The 20,242-nt window shown below is 74.0% G+C and carries 11 protein-coding genes; 6 read left to right on the top strand and 5 right to left on the bottom strand.

The window, feature by feature from the left end; translation table 11 throughout:
- Positions 1–426: 426 nt before the first annotated feature.
- Positions 427–981, bottom strand: coding sequence for a MarR family transcriptional regulator (locus tag AB0L33_RS00005; protein ID WP_018101704.1), 555 nt, complete (start codon positions 979–981; stop codon positions 427–429).
- Between the two features lie 156 nt (positions 982–1,137).
- Here AB0L33_RS00005 and AB0L33_RS00010 point away from each other — a divergent pair, with 156 nt between their 5' ends.
- A complete protein-coding gene (locus AB0L33_RS00010; protein WP_365677362.1) occupies positions 1,138–2,433 on the top strand; it encodes an MFS transporter in 1,296 nt (431 codons plus the stop codon).
- A 9-nt stretch (positions 2,434–2,442) separates the two neighbouring features.
- Here AB0L33_RS00010 and AB0L33_RS00015 read toward each other — a convergent pair whose 3' ends face one another.
- Together AB0L33_RS00015 and AB0L33_RS00020 are read right to left on the bottom strand one after the other, a co-directional pair.
- Complete coding sequence (locus tag AB0L33_RS00015) at positions 2,443–4,089, bottom strand: SpoIIE family protein phosphatase (RefSeq protein WP_365676814.1); 1,647 nt, start codon at positions 4,087–4,089, stop codon at positions 2,443–2,445.
- 179 nt (positions 4,090–4,268) lie between these two features.
- Positions 4,269–5,666 carry an NAD(P)/FAD-dependent oxidoreductase gene (locus tag AB0L33_RS00020; RefSeq protein ID WP_365676815.1) on the bottom strand — a complete coding sequence of 466 codons (1,398 nt, stop codon included), beginning with the start codon at positions 5,664–5,666 and terminating at the stop codon, positions 4,269–4,271.
- Between the two features lie 459 nt (positions 5,667–6,125).
- Here AB0L33_RS00020 and AB0L33_RS00025 point away from each other — a divergent pair, with 459 nt between their 5' ends.
- On the top strand, positions 6,126–6,878 hold the full coding sequence (locus tag AB0L33_RS00025) for a helix-turn-helix domain-containing protein (RefSeq protein WP_365676816.1): 753 nt from the start codon (positions 6,126–6,128) through the stop codon (positions 6,876–6,878).
- A 241-nt stretch (positions 6,879–7,119) separates the two neighbouring features.
- Positions 7,120–9,162 (top strand): sigma-70 family RNA polymerase sigma factor, encoded by a 2,043-nt coding sequence (locus tag AB0L33_RS00030; protein WP_365677363.1) that lies wholly within the window; start codon positions 7,120–7,122, stop codon positions 9,160–9,162.
- Between the two features lie 121 nt (positions 9,163–9,283).
- On the opposite strand, the gene AB0L33_RS00035 is transcribed toward AB0L33_RS00030, so the two are convergent.
- Positions 9,284–12,880: a BTAD domain-containing putative transcriptional regulator gene (locus tag AB0L33_RS00035; protein ID WP_365676817.1), complete on the bottom strand. Its 3,597-nt coding sequence runs from the start codon at positions 12,878–12,880 to the stop codon at positions 9,284–9,286.
- 94 nt (positions 12,881–12,974) lie between these two features.
- Positions 12,975–15,086, bottom strand: coding sequence for an asparagine synthase-related protein (locus AB0L33_RS00040; RefSeq protein WP_365676818.1), 2,112 nt, complete (start codon positions 15,084–15,086; stop codon positions 12,975–12,977).
- Between the two features lie 1,256 nt (positions 15,087–16,342).
- Here AB0L33_RS00040 and AB0L33_RS00045 point away from each other — a divergent pair.
- The 3 genes from AB0L33_RS00045 to trmB all read left to right on the top strand — a co-directional run bounded on the left by AB0L33_RS00045 (position 16,343) and on the right by trmB (position 20,203).
- The gene (locus AB0L33_RS00045) at positions 16,343–17,920 is read left to right on the top strand and encodes a sporulation protein (RefSeq protein WP_365676819.1); all 1,578 of its coding nucleotides are present in this window, start codon (positions 16,343–16,345) and stop codon (positions 17,918–17,920) included.
- Between the two features lie 112 nt (positions 17,921–18,032).
- Positions 18,033–19,283 (top strand): L-2-hydroxyglutarate oxidase, encoded by a 1,251-nt coding sequence (lhgO, locus tag AB0L33_RS00050; RefSeq protein WP_365676821.1) that lies wholly within the window; start codon positions 18,033–18,035, stop codon positions 19,281–19,283.
- A 146-nt stretch (positions 19,284–19,429) separates the two neighbouring features.
- Entirely contained in the window at positions 19,430–20,203 is a 774-nt protein-coding gene (gene trmB, locus AB0L33_RS00055; RefSeq protein WP_365677364.1) for a tRNA (guanosine(46)-N7)-methyltransferase TrmB, read from the top strand.
- Positions 20,204–20,242: the final 39 nt, after the last annotated feature.

The raw sequence follows: 20,242 nt of genomic DNA on the forward strand, positions 1-20,242 counted from the left end.
TTCCTCCGGGCGCTTCCCTTCGGTCTTGCGTTTCCGACTCTATCAGACTCTTTCGTGTCCGATTCCCGGTCGAAGCGGGTTTCGCTTTCCAGTTCTTCGCTTTCGCGTTTCCCTTTCCGGCGAGTCCGACTCTATCAGATCCTTTCGGGCCTGATTCCCAGTCAGCGGGGTTTGTCTTCCGGGCTGTTGGGCCCTTCCGACGTCCAAAACTCTAGCGGATTTTCCCGGCGGCTCATAATCGGGCCTTCGAAATGAATTTCGGCATGCCGAAATTTCCCCGAACGGGAGGTCGTGCTGAGTTTGGTGTGCCGCGTCTGCGGCGGGATCGGCTGCCGCAGAACCGTTCAGGCTCCGTGGCAACCCGAAGAACTTTACGGATCACCGAGGGGCATGTCAACCCCTGCCCCACATGCCCGGCGGGGCCGCTCAGTCCAGGTCGGTGAGCCTGCCGCCGGCGTCCGGCTGGGCGTGCTCCACCCTCCGCAGCAGCCGGGTCAGCATCGCGCCGAGCACCCCGCGCTCCTCGCCGTCGAGGTCCTGGAGCAGGTCCGCCTCGAAGTCCGTGGCCATCCGCATCGCCTCCAGCCACTTCGTACGCCCCTCGTCCGTCAGCTCCACGATGACGCGGACGCGGTTGTTCTCGTCGCGGTCGCGGGTCACCAGGCCCTCGCCGGCCATGCGGTCGATCCGGTGCGTCATCGCGGCCGGGGTGAGCCCGAGCCGCTTGGCGAGCTCGCCGGGGCCGAGACGGTACGGCTCCCCGCCCAGGACGAGCGTCTTCAGGACCTCCCACTCCGCGTTGCTGATGCCGAGCGCCGCGAGCTGTCTTCCGTACGCGACGTTCATCCGGCGGTTCAGCCGGCCGAGGGCGGAGACGACCTGCTCGACCTGGGGGTCCAGGTCGCGGTACTCGCGCTGGTAGGCGGCGATCTGCTCGTCGAGGCTCGGCTCATCGAGTCCGGGCTCGGTGGTGTCGGACATGGCGCGCAGTATGGCACGCCACCCGTAGCCGTCGAAGTCCTTCGGGTCGTAGTGTTCAACCTTTAACTTTAGTGATAAAGTCTTCGGGTTCGAGTCGTTCGATGGGTGCGGCTCAGAGGTTTCGAGAGCTTGAGGTAGGTGAGTGTGACCAGGGAAATGGGCGCAGCACTGCGGCGGATCCAGCTGGGGAGCGCGCTGAGTGCGTTCGGGCTCGGGTTCACCGTTCCGTACCTGTACGTCTATGTGGCGCAGGTACGGGATCTGGGCGCCGGTACGGCCGGGATCGTGCTGGCGGTCTTCGCCATGGCGGCGCTCGCCGTCCTGCCGTTCACCGGCCGGGCGATCGACCGTCGCGGCCCGCTGCCCGTGCTGATCGCCGCCTCGGCCGTCGCTTCCCTGGGCGCGGTCGCGCTCGGCGTCTCCTCGCAGGTCACCGCCGCCGTCCTCTCGGCAGCCGTGCTCGGCGCGGGCACCGCCGTCATGCAGCCCGCGCTCGCCACCATGCTCGTCCGGTGCACCGGCACCGCCACCCGCACCCGGGCCTTCGCGATGCAGTTCTTCCTGCAGAACCTCGGCCTGGGGATCGGTGGCCTGGTCGGCGGGCAGATCGTCGACACGAGCAGCCCCGCGTCGTTCACGCTGCTGTTCCTGATCGAGGCGGTGATGTTCCTCGTGCTCGGCGTCATCGCGGCGACCGTACGGATGCCGAACGCGCCCGTCGGCGCGCCGAAGACGGTGGCCGGGGCACCCGCCCCGCGCGGCGGGCTGCGGGCGCTGGTCTCGCACCGCGCGATGGTGCAACTGTGCGTGCTGGGCTTCGTGCTGTTCTTCGCCTGCTACGGCCAGTTCGAGTCCGGGCTCGCGGCGTACGGCACCGAGGCCGCCGGCATCGATCCCTCCACGCTCGGGATCGCGCTGGCCGCCAACACGGCCGTGATCGTCGTCGCCCAGTTCGTGGTGCTGCGTCTCGTGGAGCGCAGGCGGCGCACCCGGGTCATCGCAGCGGTCGGTCTGATCTGGGCCTTCGCCTGGATCGTGGCCGGATACGCGGGCCTGGGGCACGGCAGCCAGACCATGGCGACGGCCGCGATGATCTCCACGTACGCGCTGTTCGGACTCGGCGAGTCCATGCTGTCGCCGACCGTCGCGCCGCTGGTCGCGGACCTGGCCCCGGAGTCGATGGTGGGCCAGTACAACTCGGCGTTCGCGCTCTGCAAGCAGCTCGCGCTGGCCGTCGGCCCGGCCGTGGGCGGTCCCATGGGGGCCTCGCTGCACGGCCCGTACATCGTGACGTTCGTGCTGTTCTCGCTGGGCATCACCGTGCTCGCGCTGCGGCTCGGCCGACGGCTCACTCCCGTACAGGACCAGCCCTCGCTCGCGCACGCGCCGTCGCGGGTGGTGGCCGTCTCCGTGCCGGAGAGCGCACCGGAGCCCGTCGCCGCCGCGCGCTGAGCGCGTCCGCTACTGCGGCAGGACGAACTCGCACCACACCGCCTTGCCGCCGCCCGGCGTGCGGCGGCTCCCCCACGACGTGGCGATCGACGCGACGATCGAGATGCCCCGGCCCGCCTCGTCCGCCGGTTCGGCGCGGCGGCGGCGCGGCAGGTGGTCGTCGCCGTCGGTCACCTCGATGATCAGGCGGCGGTCGGTGCGGCGAAGACCGAGGCGCATCGGCGGGGTGCCGTGCTGGAGGGAGTTCGCGACGAGCTCCCCGGCGGCGAGGACGCCGAGATCGCACAGCTCCACCGGGAAACGCCACGAGGCGAGCACGCCCGTCGCGAAGGCGCGGGCGCGGGGAGCCGCTTCGATGCCGCCGAGCAGTTCGAGCGAGGCGTTGTGGAAGAGCTCGGCGGCGGCACCCGTGCGCGCCGGGTGCTGCACGACCAGGACCGCCACGTCGTCGTCGTGTTCCGCGGTGACGTTGAGGGAACGGATCAGCCGGTCGCAGACGACCTGCGGCGCACCCGTCGCCCCGGCGAGCGCCCGCTCCAGCGCGCCCACGCCCTCGTCGATGTCCTCGCTGCGGCGCTCGACCAGTCCGTCCGTATAGAGGACGGCGGTCGAACCGGGCGGCAGCGGGATCGTGCCCGAGGTGTGGATCCAGCCGCCGGTGCCGAGCGGCGGGCCGATCGGGTCCTCCGCGCGGTGGACCGTGCCGTCCTCGTCGCGCACCAGGATCGGCAGATGGCCGGCCGAGGAGTAGACGAGCAGCCCCTCGTTGGGATCGTGCACGGCGTAGGCGCACGTGGCGATCTGGCTGGCGTCGATCTCGGCGGCGAGCCCGTCGAGCAGCTGGAGGACCTCGTGCGGCGGGAGGTCCAGGCGGGCGTAGGCCCGTACGGCGGTGCGGAGCTGGCCCATGACGGCGGCGGCGCGCACCCCGCGTCCCATCACGTCCCCGATGACCAGCGCGGTGCGGCCCGCGCCGAGGGTGATGACGTCGTACCAGTCGCCGCCGACCGCGGCGTCCGTGCCGCCCGGCTGGTAGGTCGCGGCGATCCGCAGGTCGTCGGGCTGCTCCAGCTCCTGCGGCAGCAGCGAGCGCTGGAGCGTGACGGCGGTTTCGCGGTGGCGGCCCTCGCTGGCGCGCAGCCGTTCGGCGGCCTCGGCGTGATCGGTGACGTCGGCCGCGTACACGAGGACTCCGCTGTCGCGGCCCTTCGCCTCGTCGGGACGCACAGGGGTGCAGGTCACGGTGTACGAGCGGCCGTCGGCGGCCTTGCGGGACTTGACCGTGCGCGGGGTGCCGCTGCGCAGGACCTGGTCCATGAGGGGGAGCAGGCCGATCTCGGTCAGCTCGGGCATCACGTCGGCGGCCGGGGCGCCGCAGGGGCGGGGGCCGAACGCGGCGGCGTACGCGTCGTTGACGTAGGCGACGTGGTGGCGGGGGCCGTGCACCAGGGCGACGAGGGCGGGCAGCCGGCCCAGGATGTCGCGGGCGGAGAGGTCCTCCAGGTCGGGCGCCGAGGGCAGGGGGACGCCGGCGGTCCCGCCCTGCGGCGGTGCGGCGCCCGGTTCGGCGCGGGCCGCCGGTACGGAGCTGTGGTCCTCCCGGGCGGTGCGACGCTGCGTACCGGGGAGGCGGGCGCTCCAACGCGTGAAGTTCACGGAATTTCTGGCCTCGTGTGTCGGTCTGGCCCGCTCGGGCGGGTGCTTCCTCTGCCAGGGCTTCGGGCGCGTTCGTCGCTCCTGGGGCGGTCTTCGCTGGTCACTGTCGGTTGCTGCCGGCCGGGTCACTCTGTGCAGATGTGGGCCCACCCATGGTCACACGTCCAGTGTGTCGGACCCTACTGACAGTCGTCCCCGTCGGGCCGCGGCGGGCGTCCGGCGGCGAGTTCGAACTCGGCTCGGGGGTGCTCCAGGGAGCCCAGGGAGACGATCTCGCGTTTGAAGAGGCCGGAGAGCGTCCATTCGGCCAGGACGCGTGCCTTCCGGTTGAAGGTGGGGACCCGGCTCAGGTGGTACATGCGGTGTATCAGCCAGGCCGGAAGGCCCTTCAGGCGGCGGCCGTAGATGTGCGCGACGCCCTTGTGGAGCCCGAGCGAGGCGACGGACCCCGCATAGCTGTGGCGGTATTCGGTGAGGGGTTCCCCGTTGAGCGAGGCGACGATGTTGTCCGCGAGGACCTTCGCCTGGCGGACGGCGTGCTGGGCGTTGGGGGCGGTCGTGCGGCCGGTCTCGGCGGCGGTGAGGTCGGGTACGGCGGCCGCGTCGCCCGCTGACCAGGCGTGCTCGGTGCCGTCGACGGTGAGCTTCGCGGTGCAGACGAGCCTGCCGCGTCCGTCCAGGGGGAGGCCGGTGGCGGCGAGGACCGGGGCGGGCTTGACACCGGCCGTCCACACGAGGGTGCGGGTGGGGAAGCGGGAGCCGTCGCTGAGGACGGCGACACGGTCCTCGCAGGAGTCCAGCCGGGTGTCGAGACGTACGTCGATGTTGCGCCCCCGCAGTTCCCGTACGGCGTAGCGTCCGAGGGATTCGCCGACCTCGGGCAGGATGCGGCCGGTCGCCTCCACGAGGATCCACTTCAGGTCCTCGGCCTTGATGTTGTGGTAGTACCGGGAGGTGTAGCGGGCCATGTCCTCCAGCTCCGCGAGCGCCTCCACACCCGCGTAGCCGCCGCCCACGAAGACGAAGGTCAGGGCTGCGTCACGGACGGCGGGGTCGCGGGTGGCGGATGCGATGTCCATCTGTTCGATGACGTGGTTGCGCAGCCCGATGGCCTCCTCGATCGTCTTGAAGCCCACGCCGTGGTCGGCGAGGCCGGGGACCGGGAGGGTGCGCGAGACGGACCCCGGGGCGAGGACGAGTTCGTCGTACTCGATCTCCAGGGCGCCGGTGCCGTCCTCGCCGCTGGCGAGGGTGGTGACGGTCGCCGTGCGCTTGGCGTGGTCGATGGCCCGGGCCTCGCCGATGACGATGGTGCAGTGGGGCAGGACCCGGCGCAGCGGCACCACGACGTGGCGTGGCGAGATCGAGCCGGCGGCGGCCTCCGGGAGGAACGGCTGATACGTCATATAGGGCTCCGGCGCGACCACCACGATCTCGGTGTCGCCGGCTCTCAGTCTCTGCTTCAGCTTCCGCTGGAGACGCAGCGCTGTGTACATCCCGACGTAGCCTCCGCCGACGACGAGGATGCGCGCACCCGGCGGGGGGCCGGGGGGCGTGCCCCCGGAAGCTGAAGCCATCACCACCCCATGACGCAACGTGCACCGGAGTTTGTCCACAGCCCCGGCAAATTGTGTGACCGGAGCTCGTGGACGGGCCGGTGGTGCCGGACGGACCCTTGGTACGCAAGCCCCGCAGGTCAGGCATTGCGGTACGGGACCGGGGCGCGGATCAAGTGGTGACCAACCGGTCCTTGCGCCGATCGGGGGGCGCTCCGGGCGGAACTGCCCCCTTCTGAATTGACCCGGGCTCAACTATGTTCGTATGTCGTCGGGGTATCGGACGGTGACGATCGGTCCACCCCGAGGACACGGCGGGAGTCTCCGGGGGGAGACGTCATAACCGGGGGAACAGTTATGGACATTCAGGAATCGCATTGGCCGACCTCTGCTGTCGCGCCTGAAGAAAGCGGGCAGACCGGGGCAGTTGGCACCCTCAACGGGACGGCCGGCACCACGACGACCACGCCCCCGGCGGCGGTGAACGCCTTGGGCAACGCACTCGGTGCCCAGCCCGGTGGTGCGTCGGCGCACGCCCGGTCGGCCCCGCTCCGGGTGGACGCGCAGCGCAATCTCGAACACGTACTGCGCGCCGCGCGCGAGGTGTTCGGGGAGCTCGGGTACGGGGCCCCGATGGAAGACGTGGCCCGCCGGGCCAGGGTCGGCGTCGGCACGGTCTACCGGCGCTTTCCCAGCAAGGACGTACTGGTGCGCCGGATAGCCGAGGAGGAGACCTCCCGGCTGACCGACCAGGCGCGTTCCGCGCTCGGGCAGGAGGACGAGCCGTGGTCGGCGCTCTCGCGCTTCCTGCGGACCTCCGTGGCCTCGGGGGCGGGGCGGCTCCTGCCCCCGCAGATACTGCGGGTCGGTGTGGAGGCCGAGGACTCGACCGTGGTCGGTGAGACCGTCGAGGCCGGGGACGAGCCCCGGGTGCCCCAGCAGCGGCAGGAGGCGGGCACGGCCGCGCCCCGGGCGGTGTCCCGGCAGCGGACCGGCCCGGAGACCGGCGACGAGAACCTGGGCGCCGGTGCGGCCGAACTGCTGGAGGTCGTGGGGCGGCTGGTCGACCGGGCGCGGACGTCGGGCGAACTGCGCCACGATGTGACGGTGTCGGACGTCCTGCTGGTCATCGCGACGGCCGCCCCTTCGCTGCCGGACGCGGCCCAGCAGGCGGCGGCCTCTTCCCGGCTGCTGGACATCCTGCTGGAGGGCCTGCGCTCACGCCCCATGTGACGGTTCCGGGCGCGGGGCGGGGCCACGATCGCGTGCTGTGCCTCGCGCCCGCTGTCACGGCGACGCACCCCCTCGTCAACCCAACTCCTCGCATACTCCCTGAACGAGTGCCTTCTCGTGCTCATATTCGGCGATGAGGCCCCGGATGAGTGGTTGGTGAGACCGAGGGCACGGTGCATTGGCGCTCTGTGGCACGCTAGCCCGGTATTCGGGTCCGATGGCGCATACGGGGGCGTCCGCGATGAGCGGTGACGGGCAGAGGGAAGAGTCGTACGACGGTGTGTCCACCGCCGGCGACGGCACGGAGCCGGCCGGCTCGCCCGGGCACCAGGTGCCGAGCCAGGCCGTCCCCGGCCGCCACGACGCCGACGCGGAGGCGGACGACTCAGGCGGAACGGTCCTGCCGGGCCCCTGGCCGCCCGCGCCGGCCGATGACGGCGGCACGGAGGGCGCTTCCGGGAGCCCCGGCGCGGGTGCCGCCGAAGCGGTTCCCGCCGTGCCGACGCAGCGGGCGGGCCGGGGGTCCGGCGGGGCGGACGGCGCTGCGTCGGGCCCGTCGGACGCGCAGTTGATCCAGCGCATGCGGGAGGGCGACAACCTCGCCTACGACGAGTTGTTCCGGCGCCACTCCCAGGCCGTGCGCCGCTACGCCCGCACCTGCTGCCGGGACGCGCACACCGCCGACGACCTGACCGCCGAGGTCTTCGCCCGGACCCTGCAGGCGGTACGGGGCGGCAAGGGGCCCGAGGAGGCGGTGCGCGCCTACCTGATGACGGCGGTCCGGCATGTGGCCGCCGCCTGGACGAGGACCGCGAAGCGCGAGCAACTGGTGGACGACTTCGCCGCGTTCGCCGCCCAGGCCGCCCGGTCGTCCGAGGTGTCCGACGACGACACCCTGGACCTCGGCGCGGACGTGCTCGCGATGCATGAGGCCGAGCAGTCGATGGCCATGCAGGCGTTCCGGAGCCTCCCGGAGCGCTGGCAGGCGGTCCTGTGGCACACCACCGTCGAGGAGGAGTCGCCCAGCGACATCGCGCCCCTGTTCGGACTGACCGCCAACGCCACATCGGTGCTGGCCAGCAGGGCGCGTGAGGGGCTCAAGCAGGCGTATCTGCAGGCCCATGTGAGCCAGGCGCTCACCTCCGGCGGCGACTGCGCGCGGTATGCCGACCGGCTCGGCGCGTATGCCCGGGGCGGGTTGCGGATGCGGGCGGAACGCGGGCTGCGGGGGCATCTGGACGAGTGCGCCAAGTGCCGCGTCGCGGCGGGCGAGCTGGCCCAGGTCAACGCCGGTATCCCCGCGCTGCTCCCGATCGCGGTCATCGGCTGGTTCGCCGCCGGGTACACCCTCAAGGCCGCCGGGATCGTGGCGGGCGGCGCGGTCGGCGCCGCCGGGGCGAGTGCCGCCGCGGCGGCGACCGGAGGCGGATCGTCAGCGGGGTCGGCGGGGGGTGCGGCGGCCTCCGAGGGGCTGGGCGCGCCCGCGAAGGCCGGCATCGCCGCGGCGGTGGCCGTCGCAGCGGCGGCGGGTCTCGTATGGGCCCTGGTGGGAGACGAGAGCCCCCGGCCCGAAGCGAAGCCGGTCCCCAAGCCCCCGGCCGTGGCGCCCGCGGTGCCCTCGCCCACCCCGCCGAAGCCGGCCCCGCCGGAGCCGACGCCGCCCCCGAAGCCCGCGCCGCCGGCCCCTACCCCGCCGAAGCCCACTCCCCCTCCCACGCCCACACCCACCCCGACACCCACGCCCACACCCACGCCGACGCCGAGTCCCACGCCGACACCGACGCCCGCACCGCCGAAGCCGGACCCCACCACGCCCGCCCCGACTCCGCCACCCCCCGCTCCGGCGCCGGACATCTACCAGGTCAGCGAGCTGGACTACAGCCTCTTCGGCGACCACACCGCACCCGAGGTGGTGCTCGGGGAGAGCGGCTGGGTCTGGCAGCGCTCCGGCGTCTCGGTCGGCGGCACGCGCTACGCGCACGGGGTGACCGTCAACAGCCGCTCCTCGGTCGTCATCCAGCTGAACCGCCAGTGCACCCGGTACGAGGCCATGGCCGGGGTGGACGACCTCACGCTGGGACTCGGCGCGGTGCGGTTCTCGGTGTTCGGCGGGGACGGGAGGCAGCTGTGGCAGTCCCCCGTGGTCCGAGGCAACGACCGCGCCGTGCCGGTCGGGGTGGACGTGGCGGGCCAGGAGCGGATTCGGCTGGTGGTCGAGCCGGAGCAGCCGTTCGGCGGGGTCGCCCTCGCGGACTGGGCCGAGTCCCGCATCAGCTGCCGCTGAGGATCGCGGAAGCCAGGGCGGAAGTCTGAGGGCGTAAGCCCGAGGATCTCGGATGCCCCCGCCCCTCGGCGCGGCCAAACCACACGCGTCGCAACAGGCCACCGTCGCGCCTGGCCCGCTGTCAGGGCAGATCCGCGACGACCTCCTGCACCAGGGCGATGACGTCGTTCAGGGACAGCCCGTTGCCTGCGGCGCGCTCCTCCTCGTAGCGCGCCGGGCCCAACGCCTCGCGGCACAGGCGCTCGGTCGCACCGGTCTCGGCCAGCTCGCCCTCGGTCCGGGGGCTCGACGCCCGTCGCCAGTCGTCGGCGGCGGCGGTCACGCGGGCGGCCACCGCGTGGTGGCCGAGCCTCGCCAGGACCGACGCAGCCCCATCCGCCAAGTGCCCGTTGACGATCTCGGCGCACTGCGCCTCCTTGGCCGCGACGAGGGCGTCGGCGAGCCCGCGCGCCCCGGCCACGAGGCCGCCGTCGGGCCCTGGCTCCTGCGCCGCGATCCGGGCCGACAGGCCGGCCATCGCCACGGTGAAGTGCGACGGCGGACCGCCGCGCCCGGCCTCGTCGAGGGCGACCGTGAGCAACCGCCGGGCGTCCGCGATCGCGCCCCGGTAGAACGCCATCGTGGCGCGCAGATAGTGGACGTACGCGGTGGCGTCGTGCGCCTGGTGGCGCTCGGCCTCGGCCTCCGAGCTGTCCAGCCGCTGTTGGGCGTCCGCCAGGTCACCGGTGCGGTACGAGAGTTCGGCGAGCCGGGCCAGCAGGAACGGGGCTTCGGCGTGCGCGCCGACCTCACGGGCGAGCAGCAGCGCCTCCTCGTACGCGATGCGGGCCTCGGCGTAGCGTCCGCGCATCATGCCCGCCTCGGCCGCCGCGCTCGCCACCTGGGCGCGCATCCAGCGGTCGCCGACACGGCGGCTCAGGGTGCGCAGCTCGTCCAGGTCGTCATCGATCCCCGGCATGCCTCCTGGCATGTCGACCACCATGTGCGCGCGGAACATCAGGATGACGCCGTACTCCCACGGCCCTCCGTGCTCGCGGGCGTTGTCGACAGCGGTGTCGATCTTCTCCCGGGCGTTCTCCGGCGTACCGGTCAGATACGCGGTCATCGGCCAGAGCAGTCCCGGGAAGCGGACGCTGTGGGTGAGCGAGCCGGCGAACGCGTCGGCCACCCGGGACACGAGCGTGTGGAGCGCGGCGTCGTCGTGCGCCATCGCGGACTGACCGCTCTCCGCCGCGAAGAAGAACCACAGCATGTGCAGGTTCATCCGGGGCCAGTACCGGGGGTCCGACTCGTCGGTGGGCTCGGGGCCGAGTGCGCAGGCCTTCCGGGTCCAGGACAGGCCCTCGGGACGGTAGTTGCGCAGCCACCAGAACCAGCCCATGCCCAGCACCAGGCGGGCCGCCTCCGCCTCGGAGGACGCGGCGGGCGAGGTGGTCCGCTGGAGGGCGGCCCGGATGTTGTCGAGGTCGGTCTCCAGCCGCTGGATCCAGGGCAGTTGTTCGTCGGAGCGCAGGAGCGGATCGGCCTCCTCGACCAGGGCGAGGAAGTACGCGGTATGCGCGCTCTCGGCGGCGGCACGCACCTCCGGAACCTCGGCGCACCGCTCGGTGGCGTACTCGTGGATCGTCTCCAGGAGGCGGTAGCGCATCGCGCCGTCCGTGCCCGGGGCGGCCACCACCAAGGACTTGTCGACCAGCGCACCGAGCAGGTCGGCGGTGTCGGCGGCGGGCCGGCCCGGGGCCGCCGGTGTCCTGATGACCGCTTCGGCGGCGGCCAGGTCCCAGCCTCCGGCGAAGACGGACACCTGGCGCAGGGCGGTGCGCTCGTCCTCGTCCAGGAGGTCCCAGGACCAGTCGACAACCGCTCGCAGCGTCTGCTGGCGGGGCAGTACGGTCCGGCTGCCGCCCGTCAGCAGACGGAACCTGTCGTCGAGCCGGTCCGCGATCTGACGCGGTCCGAGCAGGCGCAGCCGGGCCGCGGCCAGCTCGATCGCAAGCGGCAGCCCGTCCAGCCGGCGGCAGATCTCGGCGACGGCGTCCGCGTCGTGCGCGGGCTCCTGACCGGGGTCGAAGCCGGGGCGCACGGCCCTGGCGCGCTCCGTGAACAGGCGGTGCGCAGGGTCGGCGGGGAGGGGGCCGACCGGTCGTACGGACTCACCAGGGACCGCGAGCGGTTCGCGGCTGGTGGCGAGGATGCGCAGATGCGGGCAGCGTGTCAGCAAGGTCTCGGCGAGCGCGGCGGCGGCGCCGATGACGTGCTCGCAGTTGTCGAGAACGAGGAGAACGGGTGTGGGGCGGGCGCCGTGGCCCAGGCGGTCGACCAGCAGATCGACCGGGTCCGTGCGCGGGGGCGCGGCGTCGAGGGAGGTGTCCCGCAGCAGGGCGGTCTCGCGCAGGCCGAGCGCGGAGAGCACGGCGCCCGGGACGGCCTCGGGGTCTTCGACGGGAGCGAGTTCGGCGATCCAGACGTCCGGCGGAGCGGCGCCCGGGGCGGGGGCCAGGTGTGCGGCGGACTCCTCGGCGAGGCGGGTCTTACCGGAGCCACCGGGGCCGGTGAGAGTGACCAGCCTCGACCGGGTCAGGTCCTCGCGGATGGCGCGCAGTTCGGGCTCGCGCCCCACGAAGGAGGTCAGCCGGGGGCGCAGATTGCTCCGACTGGGTTTCACGTGAAACAACCCGGTTTCGGCGGGCGCGGGTGCCGGGGCGAGGAGTTCGCGGTGCAGGGCCGCCAGTTCGGGACCGGGGTCCGTGCCGAGCCCGTCAGCGAGGGACCGGCGCGCGTCCTCGTATGCGGCGAGCGCGTCGGCTTGCCTGCCGTCGGCGCGCAGCGCGCGTATCAGCTGGGCCCGGAAGCGCTCGTCGTACGGGTGGGCCGCGGTCAGCTCGGTCAGCTCGGCGACCAGAGCGGCAGCGGGCACGGCGGGGGCGTCGTGGGACCCGACGGCGGAGACCCCGGCGGGGCAGGGGTCGGCGAGGGCAGCCGTCTCGGGGACGGCGGAGCCCGTGGCACCCGCGACGCCGGAAACCTCGGCGGCAGCGGCCCTCGCCCCCTCCACCTCAGCGACGCCCCTGGCCTCCCCGGTCCTCGCGGCACCCGCGAGGCCGGGCGTCTCGGCCGAGCCTGCCGCCAGGCTCCGGCCCGCAGCGGTGGCCGGCGCGTGCCCCGCTCCCCGTGCGGGGTACGCCGTACCCCCGTAACCCCCCGCGCCCGCCGTCGCGCGGCGCAGATCCGCCTCGATGCGGCGTTCCAGGGCGGCGAGGCGGTGGGCCTCGGGGCGCAGCGCGTGACCCCGGTCTCCGTCGGGCAGGTCGGCCAGGGCAGGGCCGCGCCAGAGGGCGAGGGCGGTCCGCAGCGTGCGGGCGGCCTCGTCCGGCGCGCCCGCCTCCAGTTCGGCCCCGCCCTGCCGGGCCAGCCGCTCGAACACATAGAGGTCGACGTCGTCCGGGCCGGCCGTAAGGCGGTATCCGCCCGGCGTACTGGCCAGCGCCTCCCGGCCCAGCACCCTGCGGAGCCGCCCGACGAGGGCCTGGAGCGCGGCGGGGGCGTCGGCGGGAGGATCGTCCGCCCAGACGTCGTCCACGAGGTCGGCCACCGGCACGGGACGTCCCGGCCGCAGTGCGAGGGCGGCGAGAAGCGCACGCAGCCTGCTGCCGCCGAGGGGCAGCGCGCCGCCGTTCTCGTCTCGCGCCTCGGTGGCGCCCAGGATCAGATACCGCACGGCACCATTGTGTCCCGGCGGAAGTGCCGGCGAGCAGCGGTCGGACGGACCGGGACGCCTGAGGACGAACCCACCCCGGCGCGGCCGCCCCCGCTCACCCCTGAAGCGAGCGCCGGGCCGGGACCACACCCCCCGCCACCGCGCGCTGCCGGGGGGCCGCGGTGCCGGTCCAGCAGGTTCCGCGCCGGGAGACGAGGCGGCGCAGCCACAGTTCCGTGGAGGCGAGCTCGGCGAGGCCGTCCAGGGGCAGTGGTTCCCCCTCGGAGGCCGCGCGCAGCGCCTTGCGTACGACGCGCGCCTCCACCAGGCCGGCGTCGGCGAGCAGCGGGGCGTCGAAGAGCGCGATCAGCTCGGGCAGGGCGGCGCGCAGCCCCGTCCGCGTCACCGCCGTCGAGGTGTGCTGCGAGGGGGCGCCCCAGCCGGGCGGCAGCTCGTGGATGCCCGCCCCGGCCAGCACGCGGCGCAGGATCGCCGCGCGGGCACCCGGCTGGACGCGCAGCGACTCGGGAAGCGCGCGGGCCGCGCGTACGACCTGGTTGTCCAGGAAGGGCGCGTGCAGCCGCTGGCTGCGGATCTCGGCGGCCTGCTCCAGGATGCGGTGGTCCGCGGCGCTGCGGGCGAGGGCGGCCCTCGCCCGGGCCTCGCCGGGGCGCTGGACCGAGGAGGGGCGGATCGCCGCCTCCTGCAGGCGAACCGATACTTCCGCCAGCGCCTCCCCGGTCAGCCACCGGGCCGCCGGACCCGGTCTCGACCAGGCGAGTGCGGCGAGCGAGGCATCGGCCGGGGTGTCGAGGCCGGGCGCGAGGCGGTTGGCGTCGGGCAGCCGTCCGGCAGCCGTTTCGAGGCCGGTTCGGTAGGACGTACGGGCCAGCTTGCGGGCCGCCCGGTAGACGGTCAGGGGCACGAACAGCGAGTGCGCCGAGGGGCCTTCGGCCTTGGCGAGGGCGGCGACCGGGCGCAGCAGATGGCGGCGGCGACGGTCCATCAGCAGGTCGGCGAGGCGGGCCGGGTGGGCGTCGAGCACCTGCCGGGCGCCGGCGCCCACGAAGTGGTCGGCGCTGCCCGCGGAGAGCCGGCGCCGGTGCCGTTCGGCGAGGACAAGGGAGGGGGCCGGCTCGTCGGTGAGCGGTCCGGCCCCGAGCTCGGCGTAGGGCAGGGCCTCCTCGCCCGCCGCCACGACCACGTGGTGCAGCCGGGGGTTGGCCGCGATGGCGCGGGCCCGTTCGAGCTCGGGTTCGTGGGCGCGGGTCGTCAGGTCGTTGAAGGTGACGGCGAGCAGCCGCTCCCCCGCCCCGGTGCCGTGGCCGAGGATCGTGCCGGGCAGCCCGGGGAGACCGGCGGCGAGCAGGGCGAGCGTCGCCGACGCGCTGCCCCCGGAGAGGTCGGCGCCGATGCCGGGCACGGGCGCGCCCCGGGCGGCCCGTCGTTCGGCCGGGCCCATGCCGGGGACCGGGCCTGGGTCGGGCGGCAGGGTCTCCGGCGCGTGGCGTGGGGCCAGGAGCCGGGCGCGTACCGCTTCGACCAGGGCGTCGCGCACCCCGTCGACGGCGCTCACCGGGTCGAGTTCGGGCGCCGCGACGGCGAGGGAGGCCACCGCCTCGTATCCGGTGATCTCCCGCGAGCCCTCGCGGAGGATCAGGGCGTGTCCGGGCGGAATGCGCTTCACGCCCGCGTAGGGGGTGCCGTCGCGCAGCGCCTCCGGGGTCTCGGGGCAGGCCAGCAGCGCGGCCAGGTGGCCGATGTCGAGCTGGGCCTCGATGAGGTCGGCGAGCGGCAGCGCGGCGGTGGCGTACGCCGTGCCGCCGGCCCACGGCGTGTAGAAGACCGGGCGGGCCCCGGCGAGGTCGCCGACGACGGTGATCCGGCGGCCGATCTGGACGACGACCGTGTAACTGCCGGTCCACGCGGTGAGGTGGCGCAGGGCGCCGCCCCGGGCGGCCAGCAGGCCCACGCGCAACTGTTCGTCGGTGGCCCCGCAGCAGCCGAGGACGGCGAGGCGGACCAGGGGGGCGCCCTCGGCGGTGTCCACCCGGACGGTGCGGATCTCGTCGGGCCGCCAGTCGCCGACCGCCCAGAGCGGATCGGGGTCGCCCCACAGGAGTTGGGAGCCCACGGGGTGCATCGTGCGCCCGTCGTCGGCACCGCCGACCGCCCCCGCCGTGCCGAAGCTCGCGGCGATACTGCTCCAACCCACCAACCAACGCATCGCCGCCTCCACAGGCTGTGGACAAAAAACGGCGCGGCAGGCAAGCACCCGGAGAACTCCGGTGACGATCGGCGCCGTTGCGGACATGCTGCCACGACAACGGCGCACAGGAGTGGCTACGGACGGCGCACGTCGTGAGCGCATGCGCCCCTGGCAAAGGCCGCGAGGCGGACGCCGGGCCGCGCGTTCCGCGCAGAGCTCGCGCGCGTCGCCCGGTGGGCCAACGGAATTGCGAATTCCGGGCGTTGCGTTCCCCGCTCCGGTCCCGCGCGAACGGGCCGCTTCCGGCCAGTCCACGCACCCGAATACCGCGACGGCGGAACGGCCCGCGCCTCCCCCGGCCCGACCTCGTCCGACCGTCGACATCCGGCCAATCTCACTGCGGAACGGAACCGTTGATCACATGATCCATTGACCGATTCACTATGTTTTACCCGCATTTGGCCAACGCTGCCTCGGTCGACGCATCCGCCCGGCCCACTCACCCGGCGCACCGCCGGACCGCGCCCCGGGGCCCGGGAACTCACGGTCCGGGGGGCGGGCCTCGCCCCCCGGACCGGTCCGCCGCCTGCGGGGAACGAGGCGGCGATATCCCCCAGCCCGCCGCGTCGCACGCAGCGGGCCGATCCACGCAGAACCCATGCAAGCGCCGCCTCCGGGACCGGGCCAGAGCGCACGTGCGGGCGCACGGCCACACACTGGGGTGCACGCGCGGAACCCTCGGATGACCCCGGCCGGACCTGCCGGGGGCGAGCGGGACGGCCACGGCCACGTACGCCCCGCGCGCCGGTCCACGCTGGTCGGCGGGCGGAGGGAAGGGCACGACGAAGCCCGTGCACCGCCGCCGCGCAGCGGAATCGCACACCCTCACATACCGGCCCGCGCCCCGCCCCGGCGATCTCCACTCCCCCTCCCCCGCGCCCCCGTCATTCCCCCGCTCTTCCTTCTCCCTTCCTCCTCCGCGTGTTCGCCTCCACCGACCCCCGGGCCCCTCGCGTCACTTTCCGTCCCACAGCACCCCGCGCGTGGCCGGGACGGACAACAATCCCGCCATACGGACGACCGGCCCTTAACGGTAGGGATGCGACGAACTACGCTGGGTGCACTGATGTTCTCTGCAGGGCGGCATATTCCCCGGGGCACGGCCAAATGCGTGTGCGGGCGGAGTGACAGGGTTCGTCCCTGGGGAGAACACGGTACGAATGCCGCGCGCCGAGACGGTGACGCGGCTGCCGTCTGTGTGTCGAGGGGTGGCCATGTCCAGGGAGCAACGAGGACCGAACGAGAAGCTCGGCACCGTTCTCGCCCTCGCGGGAATCAGTAATGCCGGGCTCGCCCGGCGGGTCAACGACCTCGGGGCGCAGCGCGGACTGACCCTCCGCTACGACAAGACGTCGGTCGCCCGGTGGGTCTCCAAGGGCATGGTGCCGCAGGGCGCCGCGCCCCACCTCATCGCCGCGGCGATCGGCGCCAAGCTGGGCCGGCCCGTCCCGCTGCACGAGATCGGTCTCGCCGACGCCGATCCGGCGCCGGAGGTCGGCCTGGCGTTCCCGCGTGACGTGGACGCGGCCGTCCGGTCCGCGACGGAGCTGTACCGGCTGGATCTGGCCGGACGACGCGCGGGCAGCGGCGGCATCTGGCAGTCGCTCGCGGGCTCGTTCTCGGTGAGCGCGTACGCCACCCCCGCGTCCCGCTGGCTGATATCCCCCGCCGATCCCTCGGTCGCGCGGACCACGGCCACGGTCGCGGGGCAGCCGCCCGGCGCACACGGCGCACCGGGGGCGCACGGCCCCGCCGGGGCGCCCGCCCAGCCGGGAGCACCCGCATCGCCCGCCCAGGCGACCGGCACGGCCACCGGCCACAGCCTCCTGATCCCGGCACAGCCCGGCCCCGAATCCGGAGGTGACCCCTCCGCGCTGCGCGTCGGCCACAGCGACGTCTCCAAGCTCCGCGAGGCCGCCCAGGACGCGCGTCGCTGGGACTCCAAATACGGGGGCGGGGACTGGCGCTCCTCGATGGTCCCGGAATGCTTACGAGTGGACGCGGCCCCGCTCCTGCTCGGCTCGTACAGCGACGAGGTCGGCCGTGCGCTGTTCGGCGCGGCGGCCGAGCTGACCCGGCTCGCCGGCTGGATGGCCTTCGACACCGGCCAGCAGGAGGCGGCCCAGCGGTACTACATCCAGGCGCTGCGCCTCGCACGGGCCGCGGCCGACGTACCGCTCGGCGGTTATGTCCTGGCGTCGATGTCGCTCCAGGCGACCTACCGCGGCTTCGCCGACGAGGGCGTCGACCTCGCGCAGGCCGCCGTCGAGCGCAACCGGGGCCTCGCCACCGCCCGCACGATGAGCTTCTTCCGCCTGGTCGAGGCGCGCGCGCACGCGAAGGCGAACGACGCGCCGGCCGCGGGGGCCGCGCTCAAGGCGTCCGAGAGCTGGCTCGAACGCTCCCGGGAGGGCGACGCCGACCCGGCATGGCTCGGCTTCTACTCGTACGACCGGTTCGCGGCCGACGCCGCCGAGTGCCATCTCGATCTGAAGGCACCCCGCCAGGTCCGGCGCTTCACCGAGCAGGCGCTGTCCCGGCCCACCGAGGAGTTCGTCCGCTCGCACGGGCTGCGGCTCGTCGTGTCGGCGGTCGCCGAGCTGGAGTCGGGGAATCTGGACGCCGCCTGCGCGGCCGGCACCCGGGCCGTGGAGGTGGCGGGCCGCATCTCCTCGGCGCGGACCACGGAGTACGTACGCGACCTGCTGCACCGGCTGGAACCGTACGGGGACGAGCCGCGCGTCGTGGAACTGCGCGAGCGCGCCCGCCCTCTTCTGGTCGCCCCGGCATAGAAGGACCGGCATCGGCGGAGAAGTCCCGTTTCCCAGGAAGCGCCACGCTGGCCGCGCGGGTTTGAGTGCGTTGTCAGTGGGTCAGTGCACTATCGGGGTGGGAGGTGGCGTGATGATGACGCACGCGGCGTACGACTGCGATGTGCTGGTGATCGGCGGCGGGATCGTCGGCCTGTCGGCCGCGTACGCGCTCACGCGCACCGCACCGGGCACCCGCGTGACCGTGCTGGAGAAGGAGAGGGGCCCGGCGCGCCACCAGACGGGCCGCAACAGCGGGGTGATCCACAGCGGGATCTATTACCCCCCGGGCTCGCTCAAGGCGCGGTACGCGCTGCGCGGCAGCGCCGAGCTGACCGACTTCTGCCGGGAGCACTCCATCGCCCACGCGGTGACCGGCAAGCTGATCGTCGCGACGGACCGCGCCGAGCTGCCCCGGCTGCACGCCCTGGTCCAGCGCGGCCGCGAGCACGGGCTGCCGGTGCGCGAGCTGGGGCCCGCGCAGATCGCCGAGTACGAGCCGAAGGTGCGGGGCCTCGCCGCGATCCGGGTCGGCACGACGGGCGTGTGCGACTTCCGGGCGGTCGCCGGGCGCCTCGCCGAGGAGGTGCGCGGCGCGGGCGGCGTGATCCGTTTCGGCGCCGAGGTCACGGCGATCGACCGCCGCCCCTGGGGCGTGGCCGTGCGCACGGCCGACGGGCTCGTGGTCCGGGCCAGGGTGCTGGTCAACTGCGCGGGGCTGCACTGCGACCGGATCGCCAGGCTGGCCGGCGACGACCCGGGGATGCGGATCGTGCCCTTCCGGGGGGAGTACTACGAGCTGGCGCGGCCCGAGCTGGTGCGCGGGCTCGTCTATCCGGTGCCCGACCCGGCCTTCCCGTTCCTCGGCGTCCACCTGACCCGGGGCTTCGACGGCTCCGTCCACGTCGGCCCCAACGCCGTGCCCGCCGCCGCCCGCGAGGGCTACGGCTGGCCCGTCGTCCGGCCCCGCGAGCTGATGGACACGCTCAGCTGGCCGGGCTCGTGGTGCATCGCCCGCAGACACTGGCGGTACGGGGCGGGCGAGGTGCACCGCTCCCTCTCGAAGCGCGCGTTCACGGAGGCGGTCCGCCGCCTCCTGCCCGACGTCAGGGAAGAGGACCTGCGCCCCTCGCCGGCCGGGGTCCGCGCCCAGGCCGTGCTCCGGGACGGCACGCTGGTGGACGACTTCCTGATCCGCGAGGCCCCGCACACGGTGCACGTGCTGAACGCCCCGTCGCCCGCAGCCACCGCCTCGCTGCCCATCGGTCGCGAGGTGGCCCGCCGCGCCCTGCTCCGGGCCCGGACATCCGGCTGGAAGCCACCGGCACCGGCGCCTGCGGGGTGACGGCTCCGCCCCCGGAGCGCCCTGGCCCCGGGGCCGGTCGCCGAGCGCCCCGCCGTCGCCCGGCCCCGTAGAATCAGGGCATTGTGTCTGAGCCCAAGAACCCCTCCCGCCCGACGCCCGACGGCACCGTGCCCACCACCGCCGGAATCCCCGACGACGTGCGGGCCGCGTCCCTGGAGCGCGCGCGCCGGATGCGCCAGCAGCCCCGATTCCCCGGCGGTCCGGCGGCCGACCCGGCCGGCTCGCACCACGAGCGCCGCATCCGCAGCTTCCAGCCGCGCCGCAGCCGGGTCACGCCCGGCCAGCAGAACGCCCTGGAACGGCTCTGGCCCAAGTGGGGCCTGGACATCGACGGGCTGAGCGTCCTCGACCTGCCCGCCATGTTCGACGGCCTCCCGGTGGTCCTGGAGATCGGCTTCGGCATGGGTGAGGCCACCGCTCAGATGGCAGCGGACGACCCGGGGACCGGCATCCTCGCCGTCGACGTGCACACGCCCGGTCAGGGCAATCTGCTCGGCCTTGCCGACCGGAACGGCTCGACCAACGTCCGGGTCGCCAACGGTGACGCGATCATCCTGCTGCGCGAGATGCTGGAGCCGGATTCGCTGGACGGGCTGCGGGTCTACTTCCCCGACCCGTGGCCCAAGTCCCGCCACCACAAGCGCCGGCTGATCCAGCCGGAGTTCCTGGACCTGGTGGCGGGCCCGCTGAAGTCGGGAGCGATCGTGCACTGCGCGACCGACTGGGAGCCGTACGCCGAGCAGATGCTCGACGTGCTGACCGCGCACCCCCTCTTCGAGAACACGGTGGCCGACGGCGGTTACGCCCCGCGCCCCGCGTTCCGCCCGCGGACCCGGTTCGAGGGCCAGGGTCTGGGGAAGGGCCACGTCGTGCACGACCTGCTCTTCGCGCGCGTCTGAGCCCGACGGGCACCATGGCCGTTGTCGGACCCGCTCGTT

It is taken from the genome of Streptomyces sp. NPDC052299 (assembly GCF_040679335.1).
Taxonomy (GTDB): Bacteria; Actinomycetota; Actinomycetes; order Streptomycetales; family Streptomycetaceae; genus Streptomyces.

Excerpts from the sequence above, each read along its gene's own strand:
- AB0L33_RS00005 (WP_018101704.1), bottom strand. The coding sequence starts at position 981 with ATGTCCGACACCACCGAGCCCGGACTCGATGAGCCGAGCCTCGACGAG.
- AB0L33_RS00010 (WP_365677362.1), top strand. The coding sequence starts at position 1,138 with ATGGGCGCAGCACTGCGGCGGATCCAGCTGGGGAGCGCGCTGAGTGCG.
- AB0L33_RS00020 (WP_365676815.1), bottom strand. The coding sequence starts at position 5,666 with ATGGCTTCAGCTTCCGGGGGCACGCCCCCCGGCCCCCCGCCGGGTGCG.
- AB0L33_RS00030 (WP_365677363.1), top strand. The coding sequence starts at position 7,120 with ATGAGCGGTGACGGGCAGAGGGAAGAGTCGTACGACGGTGTGTCCACC.
- AB0L33_RS00040 (WP_365676818.1), bottom strand. The coding sequence starts at position 15,086 with ATGCGTTGGTTGGTGGGTTGGAGCAGTATCGCCGCGAGCTTCGGCACG.
- AB0L33_RS00045 (WP_365676819.1), top strand. The coding sequence starts at position 16,343 with ATGTCCAGGGAGCAACGAGGACCGAACGAGAAGCTCGGCACCGTTCTC.
- lhgO (WP_365676821.1), top strand. The coding sequence starts at position 18,033 with ATGATGACGCACGCGGCGTACGACTGCGATGTGCTGGTGATCGGCGGC.